A 26,803-nucleotide genomic window follows, 5' to 3' on the forward strand; every position below is an offset into this window, starting at 1 on the left:
CATGCATTTCGACCTGAGTGCTTCCGGCCGCCGCCGCCGCTCCGTTGCTGCCACGATGCTGGTGCTGATCTCGGCCGCGGTAGGCAGCGCGATGGCGCTGCTCGTTATCGTTCCGCATTCGTGAGCGGGGCCTTTCAGTCATCCTTAACCTGAATCGGTCGTTAATCGCCGCCATCCATTCCGTTGCGGAATTGGGGGGGCGAATACCTTGGCGAGTCTCCGAGTCAGACTTCCTGCGGCCATGCTGCTGCTGGCGTGCCTGGCCGTGCTCGCGGTGGGCCTGTCCGGCTATAGGGCCGTCTCTCTCTGGGCTCAGGAAGCGGTCAACGAGAGACTTGGCGTCCTGGCCGATGGGCGGGCCAAGGCGCTCGAACGGCGCTGGGATCGGCTGCTGGCGGAGCTGGCAGTACAGGCGCACAGCGCCCATCAGGTGTCCAGTCTGGACGAGATCCGCGGCTGGATGGAACTCTCCGAGCATCGCGCGCTGATCCTGAATTATTTCCAGCAGGGCGGGGCCCTCAATGCCGACGAACGGATGCTCCGCGCCGGGCGCGGCCAAAGCCATGGCTACCTCAAGCGCCACCTCGAGTTCCACGACATCTATCTCGCGGCGCTGCGACAGTTCGACTATGCCGACATCTTCCTCGTCGCCCCCAATGGACGTGTCGTCTACAGCGTGACCAAAGGGGCAGAGTTCGGCCGCCAGGTCACGGAGAATGATCTGGCCGGCACCGGTCTCGGGCGGGCCGTGTCGGAGGCGGCGGAGGCGCGCGACCGTCCGGTCTCGGTGGATTTCGCCCCTTACGATATCGCCGGCGGGGCGCCGCGCGCTTTCGTGGCACAGCGCTTCCACAACCCGGCTTCGGGTCAGCCCGTGGGTACCGTCGTTGTCGCCATCGGCGCCAGTTTCGTCGATGCCGCTTTGGCGACCGTGGCTGGAAGCTACCTCGACATCCAGACTTATGTGGTGGGCTCGGACGGCTTCCTGCGCTCGGACCAGGCGACGCGGCTCTCGGGTCGCGGTCCACGCGAAAGCCTCGATCGCAGCCGTCTGACCGGCACCGGCCTGCTGCATCTGACCAGTCGAGACGGCGAGCCGCTGGTGGCGGTCGGCCGTGAGGTTCGTATCGGAGACAACACCTGGCTGCTCTGGCTCGCCAAGCCGCATAGCAAGGCCTTTGCCGTGATGAGGAAGTTGGATCGGGCGATCCTCGTCAGTGCGTTGACCGTGATCGGGCCACTGCTCATCCTTGCCCTGCTGATGGGGCTCTCGGTCACCCGGCCTATCGCCGGCCTCGCCGAGGCCCTGGCGGGCATTGCCGCGGGGCGGACCGATCTCGCCATTCCGGGGTCCCGCCGGCGCGACGAGATCGGCGCCATCGCGGCTTCGGTGGCGAAGATCCGCGAGAACCTGCTCCGCGACGAACGCGAGCGGCTGCGCGAACGGGAGGAGCGGGAGCACGAGGCCTCGGCCCAGCGTTCGACCCTGCTCGCCGATCTCGCCAGCGATCTGGAGCGGTCCGTGCTCGGCGTCACCGCGGCCGTCTCGGCGGCGGCCGAGCAGCTGAGCGTCACCGCCCAGGAACTGTCAGGCGGCGCGAACCGGACGCAGGAGAACGCCATCACCGTCCATGGCGCGGCATCGCGCGCTGTCGACAGCATCCGCTCGATCGAGGGCGCCGCCCAGCAACTGCGCCAGGCGATCGACCGGCTCGACGCAGACGTGCAGTCCTCGGACCGGTCGGCCCGCACGGCCAAGGATCACGCCGATGCGATGGGCAGCGTCGTTGCGGGGCTGGCTGCTGGCGCCGCCCGCGTCTCCGACGTCATCGGCCTCATCTCGGATATCGCGGACCAGACTAACCTGCTCGCGCTCAACGCGACGATCGAGGCCGCCCGCGCGGGCGAGGCGGGGCGCGGCTTCGCCGTCGTCGCCAATGAGGTGAAGGGGCTGTCGGGCCAGACCGCCCGCGCGATCGACGACATCTCGCGCCAGATCAGCACGATGAACGAGGCCACCACCGCGACCGTGGAGGCCATCGGTGGCATTCGGGACATGATCGGCGGCCTGAGCGAGGTCGTGCGGCGTACCGCCGAAACCATGCGCCACCAGCATGGTGTCACCCATGCCATCGCCGAAGATGTCGGCCTCGCGACCAACGAGTTCTCCCGCATCGGCGAGGCGACGAGCCTGGTTTCGGCCGCCTCGCAGCAGACCTCGGAGGCCGCCGCGGCGGTGTCGCGCGCCTCGGTCGAGCTGACCGATCTCGCCCATCAGCTCAAATCCCGTGTCGCCGGTTTCATCGTGCAGGTCAGGGCGGCCTGAGGCGTTCCGCCGGGTCGGCGCTTGTCGCCACGCGAGGCAGCGACTAACCCTTGAACATGACCAGCTCCGCGCCTCGCACCGCCTTCTACACCGGCTCCTTCGACCCCGTGACCAATGGCCATGCCGATGTCATCGCCGGGGCCGCCCGGCTCTGCGACCGGCTCGTCCTCGCCATCGGCGTGCATCCCGGCAAGACGCCGCTGCTTCCGGCCGAACAGCGGGCCGCGCTGCTGCGCGAGATCGCGACACCGCTGCTGGCGGCCTCCGGCGCGACCCTCGACGTGGTCACCTTCGACGATCTGGCGGTCGATGCGGCGCGGCGGGCGGGCGCTACGATCGTCGTTCGCGGTCTGCGCGACGGCACCGATCTCGACTACGAGATGCAGATGGCGGGGATGAATGCTGTCATGGCGCCCGAGATCCAGACGGTGTTCCTGCCTGCCTCGGGAGCGGTGCGCCATATCACGGCCACGCTGGTGCGGCAGATCGCTGCGATGGGCGGCGATGTTTCGCCCTTTGTCCCGGCGGCGGTGCTGCCGGTGCTGGCGGAACGCTTCGCGCGGCGCTGAGCCTCGAAGCGGGCCGCTCCGGCCGGGCGAATTTGGTTTGCATTTTGTGCAAAGCGATGGTGTCTGGGCGAAGTGACTCGGCGGGCCCGCGCGCCCGCCATCCCCCCGATCGAGTGCCCCCGATGCGTCTCTCCCGCTACTTCCTGCCGATCCTGCGCGACACGCCCAAGGAGGCCGAGATCGTCTCGCACCGGCTGATGCTGCGCGCCGGCATGATCCGCCAGCAATCGGCCGGTATCTACTCCTGGCTGCCGCTGGGCCTGCGCGTCCTGAACAAGATCAGCGCCGTGGTGCGCGAGGAGCAGAACCGCTCCGGCGCCGTCGAGGTCCTGATGCCGACGATCCAGTCGGCCGATCTCTGGCGCGAAAGCGGCCGCTACGACGCCTATGGCAAGGAGATGCTGCGCATCAAGGACCGCCATGAGCGGGACATGCTCTACGGCCCGACCAATGAGGAGATGGTCACCGAGATCGTGCGCGCTTACGTCAAGTCCTACAAGGACTTGCCGCTCAATCTCTACCACATCCAGTGGAAGTTCCGCGACGAGGTCCGCCCCCGCTTCGGCGTGATGCGCGGCCGCGAGTTCCTGATGAAGGACGCCTATTCCTTCGATCTCGACAAGGATTCGGCGCGCCACGCCTATAACCGCATGTTCACGGCCTATCTGCGCACCTTCGCGCGGCTGGGCCTGAAGGCGATCCCGATGCGCGCCGACACCGGGCCGATCGGCGGCGATCTCAGCCACGAATTCATCGTGCTCGCCTCCACCGGCGAGAGCGAGGTTTTCTGCCACAAGGACTATCTCGACTTCGAGACGCCGCCCGCCGACACCGATTTCGACAGCGTCGAGGGGCTGAAGGGCATCGTCGACAAGTGGACGAGCCTTTACGCCGCGACCGAGGAGATGCACGACAAGGCGGCCTTCGACGCGCTTCCGGCGGAGAAGCAGGTCTCGGCCCGCGGCATCGAGGTCGGCCACATCTTCTATTTCGGCACGAAGTACTCCGAGCCGATGGGCGCGAGCGTCACCGGGCCGGACGGCCAGCAGGTGCTGCTGCATGGCGGCTCCTACGGCATCGGCCCGAGCCGTCTCGTCGCCGCGCTGATCGAGGCCGGCCATGACGAGGCCGGCATTGTCTGGCCCGAGGAGATCGCCCCCTTCGACGTCGAGGTGATCAATCTGAAGGTCGGGGACGCCGCCACGGACGCCGCCAGCGAGCAGCTTTACAAGCACCTGTTGGCGAAGGGCTATGACGCACTCTACGACGACACGCAGGAGCGGCCGGGCGGCAAGTTCGCGACGGCCGATCTGATCGGCGTGCCCTGGCAGATCATCGTCGGCCCCAAGGGGCTGGCCGAGGGCAAGGTCGAGATCAAGCGCCGCGCCGGGGGCGAGCGCGAGATGGTCTCGCTGGAGGCTGCGCTCGACCGGTTCAAGGGCAAGGCGGCGTGAGCGTCGCCACAGAAACCGACCGTCAGGGCGAGGCACCGAGCGGCACACGACCCTTCGCCGGCTTCGAATGGCTCCTCGCCGGGCGCTATCTGCGCACGCGGCGGCGTGAGGGCTTCGTCTCCGTCATCGCCGGTTTTTCCTTCCTTGGGATCCTGCTCGGCGTCGCGACGCTGATCATCGTGATGTCGGTGATGAACGGCTTCCGGAAAGAACTGCTCGAGAAGATCGTCGGCGTGAACGGCCACATCTTCGCGACCCCGATCGACCGCCCGCTCGACGATTACGACGTCGTGTCGCAGCGGCTGCGCTCGATTCCCGGCATCAAGATGGCGATCCCGCTGGTGGAGGGGCAGGCGCTCGCCTCGTCACAGACGGGCAATGGCGGCGTGCTCGTTCGCGGCATCCGCGAGGCCGACATCAAGGCCATTCCCTTCATCGGGGGCAATGTCCGACGCGGTACGCTCGACGGCTTCGACACCGCCGGCGGCGTTGCCGTCGGCAAGCGGCTGGCGGATTCGCTCGGGCTGCAGGTCGGCGATTCCATAAACATCATCTCCCCGAAGGGGGCTTCGACGCCCTTCGGCACCGCGCCGCGCATCAAGGCCTATCCGATCCAGGCGGTCTTCGAGATCGGCATGACCGAGTTCGACGCCTCCTTCGTTTTCATGCCGCTCGGCGAGGCGCAGGCCTATTTCAACCGCGACGGCGATGTGAACGTCATAGAGATCTTCGTCGACAATCCCGACCGCACCCAGGTGGTGCGCGACGCCATCGAGGCGGATGCGCCGCGCCCGCTCGTCCTCTCCGACTGGCGCCAGCGCAACCGCAGCTTCTTCAACGCGCTCGAGGTCGAGCGGAACGTGATGTTCATCATCCTCACGCTGATCGTGCTGGTCGCGGCGCTGAACATCGTTTCCGGCCTGATCATGCTGGTGAAGGACAAGACCGCCGACATCGCCATCATGCGCACCATGGGCGCCACGAGCGGCACGGTGATGCGCGTCTTCCTGATCACGGGGGCGGCGATCGGCGTCATCGGTACGATAGCGGGCCTCGCCCTCGGGATCGTCTTTGCCAAGAACATCAAGTCGATCATGGCCGCGCTGAACTGGGTCACCGGCGCCAATCTCTGGGACCCGACGGTGCGCTTCCTGAGCGACATTCCCTCCGTCATCGACTGGGGCGAGGTCACCAGCGTCGTCGTGATGGCGCTCGTGCTGTCGCTGCTGGCGACCCTCTATCCGGCCTGGAAGGCGGCGCGGCTCGACCCTGTCCAGGCGCTCAGGATGGGCTGAAGGCGCATGTCCGACACCCCGCTCCTTGAAACGCCGGCGCTCTTCCTCTCCCAGGTCGAGCGCTACTACCCTCAGGCCGATGCCCCGCTCGAAATCCTCCGCAAGGCGGATTTCGCGCTCTGGCCGGGCGAACTGGTCGCGCTGGTCGCACCCAGCGGCACCGGCAAGTCCACCCTGCTGCACGTCGCCGGGCTGCTCGAACGGCCCGATGGCGGCGAGGTCTTCATCGGCGGCCTGCCGACCACGAAGCTCGACGACAAGGGCCGCACGAGGTTGCGCCGCACCGAGATCGGCTTCGTCTATCAGGCTCATCATCTGCTGCCGGAATTCACGGCACTGGAGAACGTCGTGCTGCCGCAGCGCATCCGCGGTCTCGACAAGGCGCTGGCCGAGGAGAGGGCGGCCGAACTGCTGACCTTCATGGGTCTCGGCGAACGGCTCGACCATCTGCCGGGCGAGCTTTCCGGCGGCGAGCAGCAGCGGGTCGCGATCGGCCGCGCCGTCGCCAACACGCCGCGCCTGCTGCTGGCTGACGAGCCGACCGGCAATCTCGATCCGCACACCTCGCTCCATGTCTTCCAGACGCTGGTCGCGCTGGCCCGCGCCTCGGGACTGGCGGCGCTGATCGCGACCCACAATCTCGAGCTCGCCCATCGCATGGACCGGCAGGTCACGATCCGCGACGGGCATGTTGTGCCGCTCTGACGGCACGGCTCCTCTGTCGGCTCAATTCATCTTCCGTTAACCGTTTGAGGCATGTCAGTTCTGCTGATGACGCATGGATATTGACGAGAACAAATAAGGAACTAAAACGGACATATCGTAAACATGAGGGCTGGACCATGATCGTCGCGCGGAAAGTCGTAGCCGGTATCGCCGAGATCGCCTCGCTCGGGCTGTTCCTCGGCATGGTCTGGGTCTGGGCGGCGCTGTTCTGCGCCCCCGGCATCTGACGATCCACAGCGGCGACCATCGGCGCCATGGCGCCGCTCCGGACGGGGCCGCATAAAGGCGCAGAGGGCGGCCCGCGAGTCGCCCGCGGCAACCCTGCAGGCGGATGATGGCACGCGAACCCGACGACAGCCGCGTTCTCTCCGAGGTCGGCTTCGTCCATCTCCATGTCCATTCGAGCTATTCGCTGCTCGAAGGCGCCCTGATGGTCGGGACGCTGGCCAAGATGGCGGCGGCGGACGGCCAGCCGGCCCTGGCGCTGACCGACACCAACAACCTGTTCGGCGCGCTCGAATTCGCCGAGAAGATGACCGGCGTTGGCGTCCAGCCGATCGCCGGCGTCCAGCTCTCGCTTGATTGCGGCGACGAGACCGAAGCCGGCCGGGGCAGGGCGCTGCCACAGGTCCCGCCCCACATCGTCCTGCTGGCGATGAATGAGGCCGGCTACGGCAATCTGATGAAGCTGGTGACCCAGGCCGCGCTCGCCAGCGGCGGCAGCGGCCAGCCGGTCTCCAATGTCGACGCGCTCGCCGCCCATCACGAGGGGCTGATCGCCCTGACCGGCGGACGCGGCGGACCGATCGACCTCGCGCTGCGCAACAACCAGCTGCCGCAGGCCCGGACCCGGCTCGCGACGCTGGCGCGGATCTTCGGCGACCGGCTCTATGTCGAAATCCAGCGCCATGGCGGCGACGGCGATGCGGCGGTCGAGGCGCATCTGCTGAACCTCGCCTATGAGGCGGATCTGCCGATCGTCGCCACCAACGAACCCTTCTTCGCCAAGCCCGCCGATTATGACGCCCATGACGCGCTGCTGGCGGTGGCCGCGGGCCGGCTGGTCTCCGATGGCGAACGCCGCCGCGTCACGCCGGAGCACTATTTCACCAGCCGTGCCGAGATGAAGCGCCGTTTCGCCGATCTGCCGGAGGCGCTCGCCGCCACCGTCGAGATCGCGATGCGCTGCACCTGGCGCGTCGGCCTGCGCAAGCCGATCCTGCCGCGCTTTGGCGAGGAGGGGCGCGACGAAGCGGAGGAGCTGGAACTCCAGGCCAAGGCGGGTCTGGCCGCCCGGCTCGCCAAGCACGGTCCGGCCGAGGGCTACAGCGTCGAGGATTACGAGAAGCGGCTCGATTTCGAGCTGTCGATCATCACCCGGATGAAGTTCCCGGGCTACTTCCTGATCGTCTCGGACTTCATCAAATGGGCCAAGGATCACGACATTCCCGTCGGACCCGGCCGCGGCTCCGGCGCGGGTTCGCTCGTCGCCTATGCGCTGACGATCACCGACGTCGATCCGCTGCGCTTCGGCCTGCTGTTCGAGCGCTTCCTCAACCCCGACCGCGTCTCGATGCCGGATTTCGACATCGACTTCTGCCAGAACCGGCGCGAAGAGGTCATCGACTACGTCAAGCATCGCTATGGCGAAGAGCGCGTCGCCCAGATCATCACCTTCGGCACGCTGCTCGCCCGCGGTGTGCTGCGCGATGTCGGCCGCGTGCTGGAAATGCCCTATGGCCAGGTCGATCGGCTGACCAAGCTCGTCCCGCAGAACCCGGCCAAGCCGATCTCGCTGAAGGACGCCATCGAGGGCGAGCCCAAGCTGCAGCAGGCCGCGCAGGAGGAGCCGATCGTCGCCCGCCTGCTCGAGATCGGCCAGAAGCTCGAGGGGCTGCACCGCCACGCCTCGACCCACGCCGCCGGCGTCGTCATCGGCGACCGCCCGCTCGAACAGCTCGTCGCGCTCTCGGTCGATCCGCGCACGGGCATGCGCGTCACCCAGTTCAACATGAAATGGGTCGAGCAGGCTGGGCTGGTGAAGTTCGACTTCCTCGGCCTCAAGACGCTGACGACCCTGACGACCGCCGTGAAGCTCATTGCCCAGCGAGGTATCGAGATCGACCTCGCGAGCCTGCCCTTTAACGATCCGCCGACCTACGCCATGCTGGCGCGCGGCGAGACGGTCGGCGTGTTCCAGGTGGAATCGGCGGGCATGCGCAAGGCCCTCGTCGAGATGAAGGCGGACCGCATCGAGGACCTGATCGCGCTGGTCGCGCTCTACCGGCCGGGCCCGATGGACAACATCCCGACCTATTGCCGCCGCAAGCTCGGTCTGGAGGAGCCGACCTATCTCCATCCCGGCATGGCGCCCTATCTCTCCGAGACGCATGGCATCATCGTCTATCAGGAGCAGGTGATGCAGGTGGCTCAGGCGCTCTCGGGGTATTCGCTCGGCGAAGCCGACCTGCTGCGCCGCGCCATGGGCAAGAAGATCAAGGCGGAGATGGACGCCCAGCGCGACCGCTTCGTGAAGGGCGCGATCGCCAACGGGATCAGCAAGGATACGGCATCCGAAATCTTCGATCTGCTGGCGAAATTCGCCGACTACGGCTTCAACAAGAGCCATGCGGCGGCCTATGCGGTCGTCGCCTTCCAGACCGCCTATCTCAAGGCCAACTACCCGGTCGAGTTCCTCGCCGCGTCCATGACGCTCGACATGGGCAACACCGACAAGCTCTCGGAGTTCCGCCGCGATGCCGAGCGGCTGGGCATCAAGGTGCTGCCGCCGGCGATCAACCGCTCCGGCGTCGAGTTCGACGTGCATGAGGGCGCGATCCACTACGCACTGGGCGCCATCAAGGGCGTCGGCCGGGCCGCGGTGGAATCGGTCGTCGCCGCGCGCGCCGAAGGCGGTCCCTTCCGCGACCTTGCCGATTTCGCCCGCCGCATCGACACCAAGCTCGTCAACCGCCGCACCATCGAGGCCCTGATCGCGGCCGGCGCGCTCGACGCGCTCGAGCCCGAGCGAGCCCGTGCCATGGCGGCGATCGACGGCATGCTGGCGCTTTCCAACCGCACCCGCGAGGCCGCGCTCGGCGGCCAGTCAGAGCTCTTCGGCGGGGGCACGGTCCAGGAGGCCTTCCGGATTCCGCCGGTCGAGCCCTGGGCGCCGGCCGAGCGGCTGAAGCGCGAGCATGATGCGGTCGGCTTCTTCCTCTCCGGCCACCCGCTGGACGACTATGAGCATGTCTTGAAGCGGCTGCGCGTCCAGCGTTTCGCGGATTTCGCCCAGACCGTGCGCGCCAACGGCACGGGCGTCGCCAAGGTTGCGGTCTCCGTGATCGACCGCTCAGAGCGGCGCACGAAGTCCGGCTCCAAGATGGGCATCGTCAACCTGTCTGATCCGAGCGGCCAGTTCGAGGCGATCCTGTTCTCGGAAGCGTTGCAGCGCTACCGCGACCTGCTGGAGCCGGGCCGGGCGCTGGTCCTGCGCCTCTCGGCCGTGCTGGACGGCGAGGATGTCCGCCCGCGCATCGAGGATGTCGAGGTGCTCGACGAACTCGCCGCCCGGCAGAAGCAGGACCTGCTGGTCTATCTGCGCGACGACAAGGCGCTCGCCTCGATCGCCGAACGCGTCCGCCCGCGCAGCGACGGCATCAAGGCCGACGGCAAGATCGCCCTGGTGATGATCCTCAACGACGGCGCCCAGGAGGTCGAGATCGAGCTGCCCGGCCGCTACCCGGTCAACCAGCAGATCGCCAACGCGGTGAGGGCGGCGCCGGGCGTGGTCAGCGTCGAACTGCGGTGAAAGGGCGAGGGCGGCGCCGGCTCATCTCGCGCGCTCCTCCTGCCGCGCCTGCACGCGGTCTCGGCCGAGGCGCTTGGAGCGATAGAGCGCGCTGTCGGCGTCTGCGAGCATCCGGTCGAATGGCAGCGAGGCTGTGTCACCTTCCGTGACGCCGATGCTGAGTGTCGATGTGCCTGGCAGGCCGGGACGCGCGGTGAGAGCGGTGGCAAAGGCCAGCCGCAGTCTTTCTGCGACGCGCATGCCCTCATCCAGTCCCAGCCCCGGCAGCATCACCACGAACTCATCGCCGCCATGGCGCGCCACCACGTCGCCCTCGCGCAGCTGGCTCCGGGCGACATCGGCGAACAGTCTCAGGATCTCATCGCCGGCCGCGTGGCCATGAGTGTCGTTCAGCGTCTTGAAGTGATCGATATCGACCAGCAGCAGTGCTGCACGCCGCGGGTGGTCGCCATCGCGGGCGAGGGCGGTGACGGCCTGTTCGAGCCCGCTGCGGTTCTTGGCTCCCGTCAGCGGGTCGTGCTGGGCGAGCGCCGCAAGCTGTCTCTCGCTGCGTTCGGTCGCGAGCAGCAACAATGCGTTGCCGCGGGCCAGGACGATCGCGGATCCGGCCACGGCCGTCCAGTGCAGCGGCACCGGATCGGGCGGGAAGAGTTCCTCGCCGAAATGGCCGTGCCAGGCCAGCACGGCGCGGGTAAGGAAGAGCAGGCTCGTCGGCAGGTAGAGCGCGACCAGGATCCAGGCCGAGCGCAGCCCACTACGGGTCGCGAGGCGGTAGCCCTCGCGGGCGACGGCACCATCGCAACAGGCCCAGAGCAGAGCCACCAGCGCCGCACGCTTGGGGAAGCCGCCCGGCTCCATCCACGCCACCAGCAGGATCATCGGCGCGATCACGCCGATGAGATAATGCGAAAGCCTGGTATGCAGGCCTGCGAAGCTGCGCACGCTGACGAGGACGAGCAGATAGCCCGCCCAGGCCAGCGTGTTCGCCAGCGCCATCGTGACCTCGTCCGGCAGCGTCCCGCGTAGAACGACGAGCACGACGCCCGTGCCGATCAGAAGGCTGCTGAGCCCCCACCAGAGCGGCCAGCGGCCGAAACGCCCGGTCGCGAAGGCACCGAGCTGGAGCAGGCCGAGGATGATCGAGGTGGCGGCGGCCACCGCATAGATCGTTCGCAGGTCGAGAGGCACAGGCGGCTGTCCGGTCGGGCTTCGCCTTCTCTAGCGGAAGGCTTGCGAATGGTCTTGCGTCTTTCGTCGCTGCCGACCTCTCGCAGAAGGCGACCGCATTTGCCGGCGCGGGCGCCTTGCATTCGCGGCGCTTCCCCTGTATGGCGCAGCCCATCCCACATGGGGAGCATCGCCTCGTTCTCGAGGCGTTCCGGTGACGCGGCAGCTCATGCCCTGTTCATTCGCACCCCAGAGGCTCAACCGGAAGGACGATCGACACCATGGCTCTGCCTGATTTTTCCATGCGCCAGCTCCTCGAGGCCGGTGCCCATTTCGGCCACCAGGCTCATCGCTGGAACCCGAAGATGTCGCCCTACATCTTCGGCACGCGCAACAACATCCACATTCTCGACCTGTCGCAGTCGGTGCCGATGCTGGCCCGCGCGCTGCAGGCGGTCTCTGACACCGTCGCCCGCGGCGGCCGCGTGCTCTTCGTCGGCACGAAGCGCCAGGCGCAGGATGCCATCGCCGATGCGGCGAAGCGCTCGGCCCAGTACTATGTCAATTCCCGCTGGCTCGGCGGCATGCTGACCAACTGGAAGACGATCTCGGCCTCGATCCAGCGCCTGCGCAAGGTCGACGAGCTGCTCGCCGGCGGCGGCAGCGGCCTGACCAAGAAGGAGCGCCTGATGCTCGCCCGCGAGCGCGACAAGCTCGAGAAGGCGCTCGGCGGCATCAAGGACATGGGCGGCACGCCCGACATGATCTTCGTCATCGACACCAACAAGGAAGCGCTCGCGATCAAGGAGGCCCAGCGCCTCGGCATCCCGGTCGCCGCGATCATCGACTCGAACTCGGATCCGGACGGCATCACCTTCCCGGTCCCGGCCAATGACGACGCCGGCCGCGCCATCCAGCTCTATTGCGACCTCGTCGCGCGCTCGGCGATCGACGGCATCTCCCGCGCTTCGGGCGACCAGGGTGTGGATCTCGGCGCCGCCGAGGCTCCGGTCCTCGTCGAAGAGGCGCTGGCCGAGCCGGCCGCCGCCGATGCAGGCGTCGCCTTCGAGCTGCTGACCGCGCCGCGCGGCGCGCCGGACGACCTGACCAAGCTCTCGGGCGCCGGTCCGGACGCCGTGCAGAAGCTCAACGACGGTGGCATTTTCCACTTCTGGCAGCTCGCCGCCGCCTCGCCGGCCGAGGTGACCAAGCTCGACCACGACCTGAAGCTCGGTGGCAAGATCGAGCGCGAGGGCTGGGTCGCCCAGGCGCGCGAACTCGCCGACGCCTGAGACCAACCATCCGGATGCGGCGCGTCATCGGCGCGTCGCAAACCGGCTGCTGATGAGACGAGACGAATGCCGGCCAGCGCCGACGACCGGAAACGGGGCGTCGGCGTTGCCCCATGAGGGGGCCGGCCGGGCAGACACCGCGGCCGCCGCCCTCCGGTGCCGCACGACAGACAAGGAAAACGACAATGGCCGCGATCACCGCCGCTCTGGTGAAGGAACTCCGCGACAAGACCGGCGCGGGCATGATGGACTGCAAGGCCGCGCTCTCGGCCAATGACGGCAACCTCGAAGCCGCCATCGACTGGCTGCGTGCCAAGGGCCTGTCCAAGGCCGCGAAGAAGGCCGGTCGCGTCGCGGCCGAAGGTCTGGTCGCCGTTGCGGTGCAGGGCACCAAGGGCGTGGTCGTCGAGGTCAACTCCGAGACCGACTTCGTCGCGCGCAACACCGACTTCCAGGCGCTCGCCAGCACCATCGCCAAGGTCGCGCTCGAGAAGGGCGGCGATGTCGAGACGCTGAAGGCTGCGGCCTATCCGACCGGCGGCACCGTTGAGGAGGCGATCGCCAACGCCATCGCCACGATCGGCGAGAACATGACGCTGCGCCGTGCCGCGCCGCTCCAGGTCTCGGCCGGCGTGATCGGCTCCTATGTCCATGGCGCGATCGCCGACGGTCTCGGCAAGATCGGCGTCATCGTCGCGCTGGAATCGACCGGCAAGGCCGAGGAACTCGCGGCCCTCGGGCGCCAGCTCGCCATGCATGTCGCGGCGACCAACCCGGTCGCGCTCGACCTCGCCTCGGTCGACCCCGAGGTGCTGGCGCGCGAGAAGGCGATCCTGGCCGAGAAGAACGCCGGCAAGCCGGCCCATGTGCTCGAGAAGATCACCGAGAGCGGCCTGAAGAGCTACGCCAAGGAATACTGCCTGCTCGAGCAGACCTATATCCACGACGGCTCCAAGTCGGTCGCTCAGGTGCTCAAGGAGATCGAGGGCAAGGTCGGCGCGCCGGTGAAGCTGACGGGCTTCGCCCGCTATGCTTTGGGTGAGGGCATCGAGAAGGAAGAGCAGGACTTCGCGGCCGAGGTCGCTGCCGCCGGCGGCACCACGGGCTGAGCGCTCCGCTCCGAAGAATGATGAAAAGGCCGCGCATCGCGCGGCCTTTTCTGTAGGAAGGTGTGCGGCCCGCGAATCGCGGGCCCTCCCGCGCAGCGGCACCTCGCGTCCGGCGCGACGACACCGCCGGCAACGACAAGAACGGAGACGATCCGATGAGGCCCCAGCGCGTTCTCGTAAAGCTCTCCGGAGAAGCCCTGGCCGGGCAGGCCGGGTCCGGCCTCGACGGGGCGACCCTCACGGCGCTCGCCGCCGACATCGCCCATGCGTCACGTGAGGGCGTGGAGATCGCCATCGTCGTCGGCGGCGGCAACTTTTTCCGCGGCGTCCAGGGCCTGACCAAGGGCCTCGACCGCACCAGCGCCGACTCAATCGGCATGCTGGGGACGGTGATGAACGCGCTCGCGCTCGAACATGCGATTGAGAGCGCCGGCGCGCCGGCCCGTGCCATGTCCGCGGTGCCGATGCCCTCGCTCTGCGAGAGCTATGCCCGCAAGCGCGCGCTGGACCACCTCACCAACGGCAAGGTCGTGGTGCTCGGTGGCGGCACGGGCAACCCCTACTTCACCACCGACACCGGGGCTGCCCTGCGCGCGGCAGAGCTCGGTTGCAGCCACCTGCTCAAGGCGACGCAGGTCGATGGCGTCTATTCGGCCGATCCGAAGAAGGACCCGGCCGCGACCCGCTATGACACGCTGACCCATGCCGATGCCATCGCCCGCGACCTCAAGGTGATGGATACGGCCGCCTTCGCTTTGGCGCGGGATGCCGGCCTCACCATCGTCGTGTTCTCGATCGCGGAGTCCGGCATGCTGGCCGCGGTGCTGCGCGGCGAGGGCCGCGCGACCTATGTCACGCCGTAACCGCTTCGCGTCACGATGTTCTTGACCCTGAACGGCCTCGCCGCCATGGTCGCGCCGGGTTTCAGAAATGCCCGGCACGCATAATCGATCCCGCATCGCCGCCGGCGGCCGGCCCGCCCCTTGCCCGGCGATGCACCAGTTCAAGGTCCAGAAGACGATGCCCCAGACGACGTTCGATCTCGCCGACGTGAAGCGCCGCATGCAGGGCGCTCTGCAGTCCTTCAAGGGCGACCTCGCCTCGCTGCGCTCGGGCCGCGCCTCGGCCAACATGCTCGACCCGATCCAGGTCGAGGCCTATGGCGCGCGCCAGCCGCTGTCCCAGCTCGCCACCGTCAGCGTTCCCGAGGCCCGGCTGCTCAGCGTGCAGGTCTGGGATCGCAGCATGGTCGGCCCCGTCGAGAAGGCGATCCGCGAATCCGATCTCGGCCTCAACCCGCAGACCGAAGGCCAGGTCCTGCGCATCCGCATCCCGGAGCTGAACGAGCAGCGCCGCAAGGAAATGGTCAAGGTCGCGCATAAATACGCCGAGGAATCGAAGATCGCGGTCCGCCATGTCCGCCGCGACGCCATCGACACCATCAAGAAGGTCGAGAAGGAAGGCGCCTTCACCAAGGACGACGTGACCCGCCAGTCCGACCTGGTGCAGAAGGCGACCGACCAGCACATCGCCGAGATCGATCAGGCCCTGGCGGCCAAGGAGAAGGAAATCCTCAGCGTCTGACGCTGCCGGCGCCGCGGCGCCATCTCACCCGGCGCGAGGCCGAACGAGGCATATCCAGAATGTCAGCAGGCCAGCGCCCGGGTCGCTCCACCCCTCCAGCCCATGTCGCCATCATCATGGACGGCAATGGCCGCTGGGCGCAGATGCGCGGCTTGCCCCGTCAGGAAGGCCACCGGCGTGGGCTCGAGGCACTGCGCGCCGCCGTGCGCAATGCCGGCGATCTCGGCGTCCGGATCCTGACGCTCTACAGCTTCTCCACCGAGAACTGGCGCCGCCCCGCGACGGAGGTCTCCTTTCTCCTCGGCCTGCTGCGGCGCTTCGTCGAGAAGGATCTCGGCGAACTCCATGCGGCGGGCGTGCGGGTCCGCATCATCGGCGGCCGCGACGACCTCGCGCCGGATCTGCGCCGGCTCGTCGAGCATGCCGAAACCCTGACCCGTGACAACGACCGCATGACGCTGGTCGTCGCCTTTAATTACGGCTCCCGCGACGAACTGGTCCGCGCCGCCCGTAGCCTGGCGACAGAGGTGGCCGCGGGGCGCCTCGATCCCGCCGCCATCGACGAGACGGCGCTCGCGGCGCGGCTGGATACCGCCGATCTCCCCGATCCCGAACTCGTCATCCGCACCTCCGGCGAGACGCGGATCTCTAACTTCCTGCTCTGGCAGGCGGCCTATGCCGAATTCGTCTTCACGCCGGTCCTCTGGCCCGATTTCGACCGCGCCGCCTTTGAGGAAGCGCTGGCGGAGTATGGCCGCCGCGAGCGCCGCTTCGGCGGTCTGGCCGAGCCGGTCGATCGCTCGGTGGGCGCGGCATGACAGGGCCTGCCGCCGGGCAGCCTCGAACCGGCCAGGGCGAGCTGCGGCTCAGGGTCATCTCCGCGCTGGTGCTGGCGGCGGTGGTGCTGCTCGTCACAGCCTGGGGCGGCTGGCCCTTCCGGGTGGTCTGGACGCTGGTTGCCGGCCTCGTCGCCTTCGAATGGCTCTCGATCGCCGCCACCCGCGACCATGCGATCGCAGCCGCGGTCGGGGTCGTGATCGCCGGTCTGCTGCTCGGCTTCGCGCCGGTCAGTCAGCCGGCACTGGCCGGCGTCGCGGCACTCGCCGCTCTGGCCGGCGCGGTACTCACGCCGCGGATGCGTGGGCGGCTGCCGCTGGAGCTTTGCGGCGTCGCCTATGCGCTGGCCTTTTCCCTGATTGCCCCGGCGCTACGGGCTCAGCCCGGCATCGGCCTGTCTCTCGTCATCTGGAGCTTCGCCGTCGTCTGGTTCACGGACATCGCAGCCTATTTCACCGGTCGGCGCCTCGGCGGTCCCAAGCTGATGCCCAGCGTCAGCCCCGGCAAGACCTGGTCGGGCGCGATCGGCGGGGCCGTCGCCGGGACGCTCTGTGGCTATGTCGTCTGGGCGCTGACGCCCGCAGCCCAGCAGCTCGTCGGGCTTTGGCCGGTCATCGCCGGTTCGCTCGCGGCCTCCGTCTTCAGCCAGATGGGCGATCTCTTCGAATCCGCGCTCAAGCGCCGCTTCGGCGCCAAGGATTCGAGCCGGCTCATTCCCGGCCATGGCGGTTTCCTCGACCGTCTCGACGGGTACTGGGCGGTATTGGTCTTCGCCGGCTTCGTCCTCTTCCTCGCTCATCTCTGACGCGGAACCGCGCATGCTTCGCACCGTTACGCTTCTCGGAGCGACCGGATCCATCGGCAAGTCGACGCGCGCCGTCGTGGCGGAGAATCCGGAGCGGCTGCGGATCGGGGCCGTGGTGGCCGGCCGCGATGTCGAGGCGCTGGCGCGGGTCGCGATCGAGACCGGCGCCTCTTTCGCGGCTCTCGCCGATGCAGCCGCCGGGCCGGCGCTCGCCGAAGCGCTGGCCGGAACCGGCATTGCTTCGGGTGCTGGCCTTCCGGCCGTGCTGGACGCCGTCGCGCGCGACGCCGACATCGTCGTCAGCGCGATCTCGGGGGCGGCGGGGCTGCAGGCGACCTTCGCGGCGCTGACGCCAGGCCGCGTCGTCGCGCTGGCCAACAAGGAGAGCCTCGTCTGTGCCGGGGCCGCCGTGATGGCGCGGGCTGCCGCTGTCGGTGCGCGCATCCTCCCGCTCGATTCGGAACACAACGCCCTGCACCAGGTGCTGGGGGCCGAGCCGATCTCGGCGATCCGCAGCATGACGCTGACCGCCTCCGGCGGCCCGTTCCGGACCTGGAGCGCCGAGCGGATCGCCGCCGCCCGACCGGAAGAGGCGCTGGCCCATCCCAACTACGCCATGGGCGCGAAGATCACGATCGACTCCGCCAGCATGATGAACAAGGGGCTGGAACTGATCGAGGCCTGCTTCCTCTTCGGCCTGAGGCCGGACCAGCTCGAGGTGCTGGTCCACCCGCAGCAGCTCGTCCACGGCCTCGTCACCTTCCGCGACGGCTCGGTCAGCGCCGGCATGGCGCTGCCGGACATGCGCGTCGCCGCCGCCCACTGCCTGGGCATCGACGGCCGGCTCGACGCTCCGCCCGCCCGCTTCCTCGACCTCGCGCTCTCGGCGCCGCTGACCTTCGAGCGGCCAGATCTCGCGCGCTTTCCGGCGCTGGGCCACGCCATCGCCGCACTGGCCGCGGGCGGGGCGATGCCGGCCGTGCTGAACGCCGCCAATGAGATCGCCGTCGCCGCCTATCTGGAGCGGCGCATCGGGTTTCCCGGCATCGCCGCGCTGGTCGAGGCGGTCTGCGCCGAATCCGAAGCAGCACGCGCGGCGCCGGCCGATGTGGCGGAGGCTCTCGCCATTGACCATGAGGCGAGAAACCGCGCGCGGGCGCTCTTGTCGCGGCCGCCCTTCGCTGTCACCTAGGGGCGAGCAGCAGGAGCTTGAGATGGACTTCGTGACGACCCTCTGGAACGGCGGCGGCTCGCTGCTGAGCTATGTCGTGCCGTTCCTGTTCGTGCTCACCATTGTCGTCTTCGTCCATGAGCTCGGCCATTTCCTCGTCGCGCGCTGGTGCGGCGTCGACGTCAAGGTGTTCTCCATCGGCTTCGGGCGCGAGCTCTTCGGCTTCAACGACCGGCGCGGCACGCGGTGGCGTTTCGCGCTGATCCCGCTCGGCGGCTATGTGAAGTTTTCCGGCGACGCCGACGCGGCCTCCGCCGGGACCGATTCCGCCGAATTGCGCGCGATGACGCCGGAGGAGCGCGCGCGCTCCTTCCCCGCCCAATCGATCGGCGAACGGGCCGCGATCGTCGCCGCCGGGCCGATCGCCAATTTCCTGCTCGCGATCCTGATCTTCGGCGCCACCGTCTACGCCTTCGGCAAGCCCGTCCTGGCCCCGCGCGTCGACCGCGTCGTCGCCGGCAGCGCGGCCGAGCGCGCCGGGCTGCAATCGGGAGACCTCGTCATCTCGATCGAAGGGCGTCCGGTCAAGAGCTTCGCCGAGATGCAGCGCGTCATCTCGGCCCGGCCCGACGAGACCCTCTCGATCGTCGTCGACCGCGCCGGCAGCCTGCTGACCGTGCCGGTCACGCCGGCGCTCGTCGAACAGAACACGCCGCTCGGCAAGCAGCGCCTGGGTGTGGTCGGCATCCAGGCCTCGCGCCAGCCGAGTGACTGGACCACGCAGCACTACGGTCTGCTCGAATCGGCGCAGGTCGGCATCAGCGAGACCTGGTATGTGGTCGAGCGAACCTACGATTATCTTTCCAAGCTGGTGAGCGGACGGGAATCGGTCGACCAGCTCTCCGGCCCGATTCGGATCGCGCAGGTCTCGGGTGTCGTCGCCCATAACTCCGGCCTGATGGGGCTGATCAACCTCGCCGCCATCCTGTCGGTCTCGATCGGGCTGATGAACCTGTTCCCGATCCCCATGCTCGACGGCGGCCATCTCGTCTTCTACGCGATCGAGGCGGTCCGCGGCCGGCCGCTCAGCGACCGTGCCCAGGAGATCGGGTTCAGGCTGGGTCTCGGCCTCGTGCTGATGCTCATGCTATTCGTCACCTGGAACGATCTGCTGCATGTCCGCTCGTTGCTCTGAAGGCAGGCGTCCCGGGTCGTTCCCAGCCATCGGGCGAGGGCTGTTGGGCAGGGGCGGAGTCTTGCTCGGGCCTTAACGAATTGCGGAGTTCTCGAGCCGTCGCCACGGCCGATCCGGGGCGAGGGCGTTCGTCCCCAAGGGATTGCCGGTCCGCTCGCGCGTGGTTTTCCCGTTCGCTTTGCGGCAGAATCACGGCAAAGCGCGTGACCTCCGAGCAACGAGCGCTTCGAAAATATTTTGTTAACGACAATGCCCGTTTGCACCCTGCAGGAAACTTTGTAGAAGCGAATGGACTGCAATGTCGCCATGCGCCTCCCTGTCGGGTGGGTGCCCCCGCGAGCGGGGTGGTGACCTGAGAAATGGAATAGGCGACCCGATGACGTCGACCCAAAAGAGCCGGTCCATCAGAACGCGGCTCTCTCGATCAGTCGGACTTTCGGCCTTCATGGTGGCCGTGAGCGGTGGCGTGGTGTTCGCGCAGGCCGTGATTGTCCAGGGCAACCGGCGCGTGGATGCGGAGACCATCCGCTCCTATGCCGCCGGTCAGACCGCGCCGGAATCGATCCGGGAGAGCCTGCTGGCCACCGGCCTCTTCACCAGCGTCCAGGTGAGCCGTCGTGGCTCGCAGACCGTGATCTCGGTTCGCGAGGGCGATTCGATCAACCGCGTCGCCTTCGAAGGCAACCGTCGCCTGAAGAGCGAAGTGCTGCTCCAGCAGGTGCAGTCGAAGGCTGGCGGTCCGATGAGCCAGCAGCTCATCGATGCCGACGTCGCCCGTCTGCGCGAAGTCTATCGTCGCGCCGGCTACGGCCTGTCCTCGGTCAGCGGGCGCATCGCGCCGCTGCCGAACGGCCGGTCGGACGTGGTCTTCACGATCAACGAGAGCGGCAAGACCGGCGTCAAGTCGATCAATTTCGAAGGCAACCAGGTCTATTCGGATGGCCGCCTGCGCGGTCTGATGACGACGACCGAGTCGAACTTCCTGAGCTGGATCAAGACCTCGGACGTCTACGATCCCGAGCGCATCGCCTCGGACCTCGAACTCGTGCGCCGCTTCTATCTGAAGAACGGCTATGCCGACTTCCAGATCCTGAGCAACACCGCCCGCTTCGACGAGACGGCCGGCGGCTGGGTGATCGACGTCACCGTTTCCGAGGGCGCCCAGTACAAGGTCGGTAACGTCGCGGTCGATTCGAGCCTGCGTGATATCGATCCCGGCGCGCTGCAGGGCTATGTCGTCACCTCGGTCGGCGACACCTACAATGCCGAGGCGGTCGAGAAGTCGCTGGTCAACCTCACCACCGAGGTGTCCCGTCGCGGCCATCCCTTCGCCCAGGTCCGCCCGCGTGGCGACCGCGATGCGAACGGCCGGCTCATCGGCATCACCTATGTCGTCGACGAGGGCCCGCGGGTCTATGTCGAGCGCATCAATGTGCGCGGAAACACTCGCACGCGCGATTACGTCGTGCGCCGCGAACTCGATCTCGGCGAGGGCGATGCCTACAACAAGGTCATGGTCGACCGCGCCGAGCGTCGCCTGAACAATCTCGGCTTCTTCAACAAGGTGCGCATCACCAACGAGCCCGGCTCCGCGCCCGATCGTGTGGTCGTGAACATCGATGTCGAGGACAAGGCCACCGGCTCGTTCTCGATCTCGGGCGGCTACTCGACGTCGGACGGCATTATCGGCGAAGTCGCGCTGTCAGAGTCGAACTTCCTCGGCCGCGGCCAGTTCGTCCGCATCGCGGGCACGCTCGGCCAGCGCACCCAGGGCGTCGATTTCTCCTTCACCGAGCCCTATTTCCTCGGTCGCCGCATCGCAGCCGGCTTCGATCTGTTCTCGAAGTTCAGCGACAACTACAACACCGGCCGCTTCGAGAGCCGCGTCACCGGCGGCACCGTCCGCCTGACCTTCCCGATCACGGAAGAGTTCTCGATCACGCCGCGCTACTCGATCTACTCGACCGAGATCGAGATCCCGAACACCAACACGCGGCCCTATAACGATTGTACCTTCCCGATCGCGGGCATCACGCCCGGTACGGCGGGTGCGATCGGCGCCAGCAGCACGATCAACTGCCTCACCAATGGCGAGGCGACGATCGCGGTGAAGGAAGCGCAGGGCACGACGCTGACCTCGCTCGTCGGCCTCGGCTTCAACTACAACTCGCTCGACAGCATCCAGAACCCGCGCAACGGCTTCGTCGCCGAGATCAAGCCCGAGATCGCCGGCCTTGGCGGCGACTCGAAGTTCCTGCGCATCTCCGCTGATGCGCGTTACTATCGCGAGATCTTCGATGACGTGGTCGGCTTCGTCCGCGTCCAGGGCGGCCATGTCCAGGCGACCAGCGGCAATCTCCGCATGATCGATCACTACTTCCTCGGACCGACCCTGGTGCGCGGCTTCGCCGCCTCCGGCATCGGCCCGCGCGACGTGCTGAACGATCCGACGGCCAACGCGCTCGGCGGCACCACCTATTTCGGTGGCACGCTGGAAGTGCAGTTCCCGATCTGGGGTCTGCCGCGCGATCTTGGCCTGCGCGGCGCGGTCTTCGCGGATGCGGGTACGCTGTTCAACTACGACGGCGGTTCGAGCGTGATCACCAACGGGGCCTTCACCGGCTGTCCGGCGGGCTCCGTGGCCCGTCAGTTCAACGTGGCGACCACCTCGGCCTACCAGAACAACGTGGCCTGCGTGCGCGACAAGAACGTCATCCGCTCCTCGGTCGGCGTCAGCCTCCTCTGGCAGTCGCCGCTCGGCCCGATCCGCTTCGACTATGCCTATGCGCTGTCGAAGGATGACGGCCAGTTCGGCACGGCGATCATCAACGGCCAGGCTGTCACCGCGAAATACGGCGGCGACCGCACCCAGGCCTTCCGCTTCTCGGGCGGCACCCGCTTCTGACGAGGCGGGGTGCCACCGCACCCCGCTCCGGACCCAACGATGTCAGAACCCCAATTCTTTCCGGCCGCGACCTCGCTCGACTTCGGCGAGGTCGCTTCCATTTCAGGGCTCACCCTTCCCGAAGGCGTCGACGCTTCGCGTCGCGTGACCGGTGCCGCCGCGCTCGAACATGCCGGCCCGTCCGACATCGCCTATATGGACAATCCCAAATACACCGAGGCGCTGGCGTCCACCGCCGCCGGGCTCTGCCTGGTGTCGCCGCGCTTCGCGGAGCGGGTTCCGGCCGGCACCACGGCGCTGATTTCGCCGGCGCCCTACCATGCCTTTGCGAAGGTCCTGGCGCGCTTCTTTCCGGCCGCGCTCAAGCCCGGCTCGGTGTTCGGTTCGCAGGGCGTCGCGCCCGGCGCCTTCGTTCACGCCACGGCGGTCCTTGAGGCCGGCGTCACGGTCGATCCCGGCGCGGTCATCGGGCCCGGCGCGGAGATCGGCGCCGGCACGGTCGTGTCCTCGCATGCGGTGGTCGGGCCGCAGGTCCGCATCGGCCGCAACTGCTCGATCGGGGCGGGCTGCACCCTTCAGGCGGCGCTGATCGGAAACCGCGTCATCATCCACCCGGGCGTGCGCATCGGGCAGGATGGGTTCGGCTTCGCCATGAGCCCGAGGGGCCACATGAAGGTGCCGCAGATCGGTCGCGTCATCATTCAGGACGATGTCGAGATCGGCGCCAACAGCTGCATCGACCGCGGCGCCAGCCGTGACACGGTCATCGGCGAGGGCACCAAGATCGATAACCTCGTCCAGATCGGCCACAACGTCGTCGTCGGGCGCCACTGCGTCATCGTCTCCCAGGTCGGCATCGCCGGCTCGTCGACGCTTGAGGATTTCGTCGTGCTCGGCGGCCAGGTCGGCCTCGCAGGGCACCTGACGATCGGCATGGGCGCCCAGGTCGCAGCCCAGAGTGGCGTCGCCGGCGACGTGCCGCGGGGCGCGAAATATGGCGGCTACCCGGCTCAGCCGGCGCTGAACTGGGCTCGCGAGAGCGCGATGCTGAAATCCCTGCTGGCCAACCGCGGCAAGGGCAAGTCCCAGGGCTGAGCCGGCGAGACGGCATGGCCCGGCAGTTGGCCTCGCCGTCTCTGGCGGCTAGAAGCAACCGGTGATGCGGAGCAGGCTCCGCGCGGGAGAGACGAAACGATGACCGAGGCGACGACGACGCTGGGTGTGGCCGACATCCAGAGGATCATGGCCTGCATTCCGCATCGCTACCCCTTCCTGCTGGTCGACCGCGTCGTGGAGATCAACGGCGACGAATCGGGCGTCGGCATCAAGAACGTGACGATCAACGAGCCGCAGTTCACCGGGCATTTCCCGGAGCGGCCGGTATTTCCCGGTGTGCTGATGATCGAGGCCATGGCCCAGACGGCGGGCGTCCTCGTCGTCAACGCCCGCGGCAGCGAGGACACCGCCGTCCGCAGCGTGCTTTTCACCACCATCGACAAGGCCAAGTTCCGCAAGCCGGTCGGGCCTGGCGACACGCTGCGCTTCCACCTCACCAAGGTCGCCCGCAAGCGCAACATCTATTTCTACCGCGGCGAGGCGCGCGTCGATGGTGCGCTCGTGGCCGAGGCCGATCTCTCGGCGATGGTCGTCTGATGAAGGTCCGCGAGAGCAGGACGGCCGCGGCCGTGAGTGTCAGGTCATGAGTGCAACGATCCATCCCATGTCGGTGGTCGACCCGGCCGCGAAGATCGCGGCCGGCGTTACCATCGGCCCGTTCTGCTCCGTCGGTCCCGATGTCGTCCTCGAAGAGGGCGTCGAGCTGATCAGTCATGTCGCCGTGGCCGGCCGCACCACGGTCGGTGCGCGCACCAAGATCTATCCCTTCGCCTCGATCGGCCACCCGCCGCAGGATGTGAAGTACAAAGGCGAGCCATCGACGCTGACGATCGGCGTCGACTGCCTGATCCGCGAAGGCGTGACGATGAATCCCGGGACCGAGGGCGGCGGCATGAAGACGACGGTCGGTGACCGCTGCTTCTTCCTGGCGAATTCGCATGTCGCGCACGACACATCGATCGGCGACAACGTCATCTTCTCGAACAACGTCATGTGCGCCGGCCATGTGAAGGTCGGTAACTTCGTCATCGTCGGCGGCGGCACCGGCCTGCACCAGTTCATCCGGGTCGGCGACCATGCCTTCATCGGCGGCGGCGCGGGCGTGATGCACGACGTCATTCCCTTCGGGCTTGTGCGCGATAACCCGGCTCATCTCGCCGGGCTCAATTTGGTCGGCTTGCGCCGCCGCGGCTTCACCCGCGAGCAGATCCACGAGTTGCGCCGGGCCTACCGTCTGCTCTTCGCGGACGAGGGCACGCTGTCGGAGCGGGTCGAGGACGTTGCCAATGAATTTGCGGCCCACCCGCTGATCCACGAGATCCTCGACTTCATCCGCAGCGGCGGCGAGCGCGCCATCTGCGTGCCGCACGACGTCAACGCGCCCGATCGGTGAGCGAGACTCAGGCCGTCACGCCGTCGACGCGCGGCCCGCTCGCCATCATCGCCGGGGCGGGCGATTTTCCGCCGCGTCTGGCCTCGATCGCGGCCGGGCAGGGGCGGCCGGTCTATGTGGCCGCTCTCGACGGCGCGGCCGATCCGACGGCCTTCGGAGCGGCCGAACTCAACATCTATCGGCTCGGGCAGCTCGGTCGCCTTCTCGATGAGCTCCGGCGCCGCGAAGTGGCCGAGCTCGTCCTGATCGGGAGCCTGCCGCGGCCAAGTTTCGCCGCGCTGCGTCCCGAAGCCTCCACGCTGAAATACCTGCCGCATTTCGCGAAGGCGTTTCGGGGCGGCGACGATCATCTGTTGCGCGGCGTCGTGAGCTTCTTCGAAGGACAGGGCTTTACCGTCCAAGGCCCGGCCGACATCGCCCCGGCCATGACCGCGCCGGCCGGCGCGCTTGGCCGCCGAGCGGCGTCGCCGGACCAGAAGGCGCTGATCGCGCGCGGCTTCGAGCTTTTGGCCGCGCTTTCACCCTTCGATGTCGGCCAGGCGGCGATCCTCGCCGACCACCGCGTCATTGCCATCGAAGCGGCCGAGGGCACGGATGCCATGATCCGCCGCGTCGCGGAGATGGTCGCCTCGGGCCGGCTGCGCATCGCCAAGGGCGACGGCGTGCTGGTGAAGGCGCCCAAGGACGGGCAGGATCTGCGCGTCGATATGCCGGCGATCGGCCCGCAGACGCTGCGCCTCGTCTCGGAAGCCGGGCTCTCGGGCATCGGCCTGCGCGCCGGGCGTGTTCTGATCGGCGATGGTGCGGCTCTGGGCAAGCTGGCCGACCAGGCGGGGCTTTTCGTCGAGGGCGTGCCATGACGACCCCCTTCCGCCTCGCCATCGTGGCGGGCGAGGCTTCGGGCGATGCGCTGGCTCTGCGGTTCCTCGAGACCCTGCGTCGCCGTCTGGCGCCGCGGGAGGTGATCGTGACCGGCGTCGGCGGCGAAGCCCTCATCGCGGCCGGGCTGACGCCGCTCTTCCCGCAGGCCGACATCGCCGTGATGGGCTTCGGACCGGTCGTTGCGCGCCTGCCCCTGCTGCTGCGCCGCATGGAGGATGCCGCTCGCGGCATCACCCGCTTCGCACCGGATCTCCTGCTGACGATTGACGCCCCCGATTTCGGCCTGCGCGTGGCCAAGAAGGTGCGCGCCCGCGCGCCGGACATCGCCATCGCCCATTGGGTCTGCCCCAGCGTCTGGGCCTGGCGCTCCGGCCGGGCGCGGCGCATGAAGCCGCATGTCGACCGCATCCTGGCCCTGCTGCCCTTCGAGCCGGCGGCGCTGGAGCGGCTGCAGGGCCCGCCGACAATCTATGTCGGCCACCCGCTGATCGAGCGGCTGGACGAGCTGCGGCCTGATGCGGCAGAGAGCGCGAGGCGGGCTGACGCCGCATCGCCGGTCGTGCTGGTTTTGCCCGGCAGCCGCCGCTCCGAGGTCCGGCATCTGATGCCGGTCTTCGGCGAGGCGGTCGCCAGAGTCGCCGCCATGCGGCCGGGGGCGCGCTTCGTCCTGCCGGCTGTCTCGCATCTGCATGACGAGATCGCACAGGCGGCGTCGGGCTGGGCCCATCGGCCCGAGATCGTCACCGGCGAGGCGGCAAAGCTCACGGCGTTCCGCAGCGCGCGCGCGGCGCTGGCGGCTTCCGGCACCGTGACCCTGGAACTGGCACTGGCGCAGGTACCGACCGTGGCCGCCTATCGCGGCGCAGGTTGGGAGGCCGCGATCGCGCGGCGTCTGATCAAATTGCCCAGCGTGATCCTGCCCAATCTGATCCTCGGGCGCAGCGTCGTGCCCGAGTTCATCCAGGAGGATGCGACGGCGCAGACGCTGGCGGACCGGCTCGAAGCCGCCCTGGCGGAGGGTGAAGACCGGCACCGGCAACTCGCCGGCTTCGCCGAGGTCGAGGCGATCATGCGCTCGGCCGGGGAAAGTCCGGCTGCCAACGCGGTCGAGGCCGCGCTGGCGCTGGTGGCAAGCCGCGGGCCGGGCGGCCCGCGCGGCGGTTGAG

General features: G+C 68.2%; 22 protein-coding genes. 21 read left to right on the forward strand and 1 reads right to left on the reverse strand.

All coding sequences use genetic code 11. From position 1 onward, the window contains the following. Position 1: 1 nt before the first annotated feature. The 7 genes from AX750_RS27085 (at position 2) to dnaE (ending at position 10,181) form a co-directional block, all read left to right on the forward strand. Entirely contained in the window at positions 2–124 is a 123-nt protein-coding gene (locus tag AX750_RS27085) for a hypothetical protein (protein ID WP_280939919.1), read from the forward strand. A gap of 117 nt (positions 125–241) precedes the next feature. Continuing rightward, positions 242–2,326 (forward strand): methyl-accepting chemotaxis protein, encoded by a 2,085-nt coding sequence (locus AX750_RS21815; RefSeq protein WP_066724906.1) that lies wholly within the window; start codon positions 242–244, stop codon positions 2,324–2,326. Between the two features lie 56 nt (positions 2,327–2,382). Further along, positions 2,383–2,895 carry a pantetheine-phosphate adenylyltransferase gene (gene coaD, locus AX750_RS21820; RefSeq protein WP_066725012.1) on the forward strand — a complete coding sequence of 171 codons (513 nt, stop codon included), beginning with the start codon at positions 2,383–2,385 and terminating at the stop codon, positions 2,893–2,895. Positions 2,896–3,017: 122 nt separating this feature from the next. After that, the gene (gene proS / locus AX750_RS21825) at positions 3,018–4,349 is read left to right on the forward strand and encodes a proline--tRNA ligase (RefSeq protein WP_066724908.1); all 1,332 of its coding nucleotides are present in this window, start codon (positions 3,018–3,020) and stop codon (positions 4,347–4,349) included. Then, on the forward strand, positions 4,346–5,644 hold the full coding sequence (locus AX750_RS21830) for a lipoprotein-releasing ABC transporter permease subunit (protein WP_066724911.1): 1,299 nt from the start codon (positions 4,346–4,348) through the stop codon (positions 5,642–5,644). Before proS ends, AX750_RS21830 begins: the two co-directional genes overlap by 4 nt. Positions 5,645–5,650: 6 nt before the next feature. Further along, complete coding sequence (locus AX750_RS21835; RefSeq protein WP_066724914.1) at positions 5,651–6,349, forward strand: ABC transporter ATP-binding protein; 699 nt, start codon at positions 5,651–5,653, stop codon at positions 6,347–6,349. 355 nt (positions 6,350–6,704) lie between these two features. Then, positions 6,705–10,181, forward strand: a complete 3,477-nt coding sequence (dnaE, locus tag AX750_RS21840; RefSeq protein ID WP_066725015.1) for a DNA polymerase III subunit alpha — start codon at positions 6,705–6,707, stop codon at positions 10,179–10,181. A gap of 21 nt (positions 10,182–10,202) precedes the next feature. Here the strand turns inward: dnaE and AX750_RS21845 are convergent, their stop codons facing one another. After that, on the reverse strand, positions 10,203–11,369 hold the full coding sequence (locus AX750_RS21845; protein ID WP_066724916.1) for a GGDEF domain-containing protein: 1,167 nt from the start codon (positions 11,367–11,369) through the stop codon (positions 10,203–10,205). A 260-nt stretch (positions 11,370–11,629) separates the two neighbouring features. Between AX750_RS21845 and AX750_RS21850 the strand changes: the two genes are divergently transcribed. From AX750_RS21850 to lpxB, 14 genes are all read left to right on the forward strand, one after another. Continuing rightward, on the forward strand, positions 11,630–12,640 hold the full coding sequence (locus AX750_RS21850) for a 30S ribosomal protein S2 (RefSeq protein WP_066724919.1): 1,011 nt from the start codon (positions 11,630–11,632) through the stop codon (positions 12,638–12,640). A 185-nt stretch (positions 12,641–12,825) separates the two neighbouring features. After that, complete coding sequence (tsf, locus tag AX750_RS21855) at positions 12,826–13,749, forward strand: translation elongation factor Ts (RefSeq protein ID WP_066724921.1); 924 nt, start codon at positions 12,826–12,828, stop codon at positions 13,747–13,749. 155 nt (positions 13,750–13,904) lie between these two features. Beyond that, positions 13,905–14,612, forward strand: a complete 708-nt coding sequence (pyrH, locus tag AX750_RS21860) for a UMP kinase (protein WP_066725018.1) — start codon at positions 13,905–13,907, stop codon at positions 14,610–14,612. 157 nt (positions 14,613–14,769) lie between these two features. Then, positions 14,770–15,333, forward strand: a complete 564-nt coding sequence (gene frr, locus AX750_RS21865) for a ribosome recycling factor (RefSeq protein ID WP_066725021.1) — start codon at positions 14,770–14,772, stop codon at positions 15,331–15,333. Positions 15,334–15,392: 59 nt separating this feature from the next. After that, on the forward strand, positions 15,393–16,151 hold the full coding sequence (locus AX750_RS21870) for an isoprenyl transferase (RefSeq protein ID WP_066724923.1): 759 nt from the start codon (positions 15,393–15,395) through the stop codon (positions 16,149–16,151). Beyond that, complete coding sequence (locus AX750_RS21875; protein ID WP_066724925.1) at positions 16,148–16,975, forward strand: phosphatidate cytidylyltransferase; 828 nt, start codon at positions 16,148–16,150, stop codon at positions 16,973–16,975. The genes AX750_RS21870 and AX750_RS21875 overlap by 4 nt, the downstream gene beginning before the upstream one ends. Before the next feature lie 13 nt (positions 16,976–16,988). After that, the gene (gene dxr / locus AX750_RS21880) at positions 16,989–18,167 is read left to right on the forward strand and encodes a 1-deoxy-D-xylulose-5-phosphate reductoisomerase (RefSeq protein ID WP_066724928.1); all 1,179 of its coding nucleotides are present in this window, start codon (positions 16,989–16,991) and stop codon (positions 18,165–18,167) included. 22 nt (positions 18,168–18,189) lie between these two features. Continuing rightward, complete coding sequence (gene rseP / locus AX750_RS21885; protein WP_066724931.1) at positions 18,190–19,341, forward strand: RIP metalloprotease RseP; 1,152 nt, start codon at positions 18,190–18,192, stop codon at positions 19,339–19,341. A gap of 445 nt (positions 19,342–19,786) precedes the next feature. Beyond that, positions 19,787–22,246: an outer membrane protein assembly factor BamA gene (gene bamA, locus AX750_RS21890; RefSeq protein WP_245282486.1), complete on the forward strand. Its 2,460-nt coding sequence runs from the start codon at positions 19,787–19,789 to the stop codon at positions 22,244–22,246. A 39-nt stretch (positions 22,247–22,285) separates the two neighbouring features. Beyond that, positions 22,286–23,341, forward strand: a complete 1,056-nt coding sequence (gene lpxD, locus AX750_RS21895) for a UDP-3-O-(3-hydroxymyristoyl)glucosamine N-acyltransferase (RefSeq protein WP_066724936.1) — start codon at positions 22,286–22,288, stop codon at positions 23,339–23,341. 99 nt (positions 23,342–23,440) lie between these two features. Further along, positions 23,441–23,899: a 3-hydroxyacyl-ACP dehydratase FabZ gene (gene fabZ, locus AX750_RS21900; RefSeq protein WP_066724939.1), complete on the forward strand. Its 459-nt coding sequence runs from the start codon at positions 23,441–23,443 to the stop codon at positions 23,897–23,899. A gap of 46 nt (positions 23,900–23,945) precedes the next feature. Beyond that, positions 23,946–24,755, forward strand: a complete 810-nt coding sequence (lpxA, locus tag AX750_RS21905; RefSeq protein WP_066724942.1) for an acyl-ACP--UDP-N-acetylglucosamine O-acyltransferase — start codon at positions 23,946–23,948, stop codon at positions 24,753–24,755. After that, positions 24,752–25,615 carry a UDP-2,3-diacylglucosamine diphosphatase LpxI gene (gene lpxI, locus AX750_RS21910; RefSeq protein ID WP_066724949.1) on the forward strand — a complete coding sequence of 288 codons (864 nt, stop codon included), beginning with the start codon at positions 24,752–24,754 and terminating at the stop codon, positions 25,613–25,615. Before lpxA ends, lpxI begins: the two co-directional genes overlap by 4 nt. Beyond that, positions 25,612–26,802, forward strand: coding sequence for a lipid-A-disaccharide synthase (lpxB, locus tag AX750_RS21915; protein WP_066724952.1), 1,191 nt, complete (start codon positions 25,612–25,614; stop codon positions 26,800–26,802). Before lpxI ends, lpxB begins: the two co-directional genes overlap by 4 nt. The last annotated feature ends 1 nt before the right edge of the window (position 26,803 follow it).

Source organism: Methylobacterium sp. CCH7-A2, assembly GCF_001557075.1.
In the GTDB taxonomy this organism is placed as follows: domain Bacteria; phylum Pseudomonadota; class Alphaproteobacteria; order Rhizobiales; family Beijerinckiaceae; genus Allobosea; species Allobosea massiliensis.

What these genes read in the sequence shown, in the direction of transcription:
- fabZ (WP_066724939.1), top strand. Translation starts at nt 23,441, where the DNA reads ATGACCGAGGCGACGACGACGCTGGGTGTGGCCGACATCCAGAGGATC.
- lpxB (WP_066724952.1), top strand. Translation starts at nt 25,612, where the DNA reads ATGACGACCCCCTTCCGCCTCGCCATCGTGGCGGGCGAGGCTTCGGGC.
- coaD (WP_066725012.1), top strand. Translation starts at nt 2,383, where the DNA reads ATGACCAGCTCCGCGCCTCGCACCGCCTTCTACACCGGCTCCTTCGAC.
- AX750_RS21850 (WP_066724919.1), top strand. Translation starts at nt 11,630, where the DNA reads ATGGCTCTGCCTGATTTTTCCATGCGCCAGCTCCTCGAGGCCGGTGCC.
- AX750_RS21870 (WP_066724923.1), top strand. Translation starts at nt 15,393, where the DNA reads ATGTCAGCAGGCCAGCGCCCGGGTCGCTCCACCCCTCCAGCCCATGTC.
- pyrH (WP_066725018.1), top strand. Translation starts at nt 13,905, where the DNA reads ATGAGGCCCCAGCGCGTTCTCGTAAAGCTCTCCGGAGAAGCCCTGGCC.
- proS (WP_066724908.1), top strand. Translation starts at nt 3,018, where the DNA reads ATGCGTCTCTCCCGCTACTTCCTGCCGATCCTGCGCGACACGCCCAAG.
- AX750_RS27085 (WP_280939919.1), top strand. Translation starts at nt 2, where the DNA reads ATGCATTTCGACCTGAGTGCTTCCGGCCGCCGCCGCCGCTCCGTTGCT.
- AX750_RS21815 (WP_066724906.1), top strand. Translation starts at nt 242, where the DNA reads ATGCTGCTGCTGGCGTGCCTGGCCGTGCTCGCGGTGGGCCTGTCCGGC.
- frr (WP_066725021.1), top strand. Translation starts at nt 14,770, where the DNA reads ATGCCCCAGACGACGTTCGATCTCGCCGACGTGAAGCGCCGCATGCAG.
- lpxD (WP_066724936.1), top strand. Translation starts at nt 22,286, where the DNA reads ATGTCAGAACCCCAATTCTTTCCGGCCGCGACCTCGCTCGACTTCGGC.
- dnaE (WP_066725015.1), top strand. Translation starts at nt 6,705, where the DNA reads ATGGCACGCGAACCCGACGACAGCCGCGTTCTCTCCGAGGTCGGCTTC.
- AX750_RS21875 (WP_066724925.1), top strand. Translation starts at nt 16,148, where the DNA reads ATGACAGGGCCTGCCGCCGGGCAGCCTCGAACCGGCCAGGGCGAGCTG.
- tsf (WP_066724921.1), top strand. Translation starts at nt 12,826, where the DNA reads ATGGCCGCGATCACCGCCGCTCTGGTGAAGGAACTCCGCGACAAGACC.
- lpxA (WP_066724942.1), top strand. Translation starts at nt 23,946, where the DNA reads ATGAGTGCAACGATCCATCCCATGTCGGTGGTCGACCCGGCCGCGAAG.
- dxr (WP_066724928.1), top strand. Translation starts at nt 16,989, where the DNA reads ATGCTTCGCACCGTTACGCTTCTCGGAGCGACCGGATCCATCGGCAAG.
- rseP (WP_066724931.1), top strand. Translation starts at nt 18,190, where the DNA reads ATGGACTTCGTGACGACCCTCTGGAACGGCGGCGGCTCGCTGCTGAGC.
- AX750_RS21835 (WP_066724914.1), top strand. Translation starts at nt 5,651, where the DNA reads ATGTCCGACACCCCGCTCCTTGAAACGCCGGCGCTCTTCCTCTCCCAG.
- bamA (WP_245282486.1), top strand. Translation starts at nt 19,787, where the DNA reads ATGGTGGCCGTGAGCGGTGGCGTGGTGTTCGCGCAGGCCGTGATTGTC.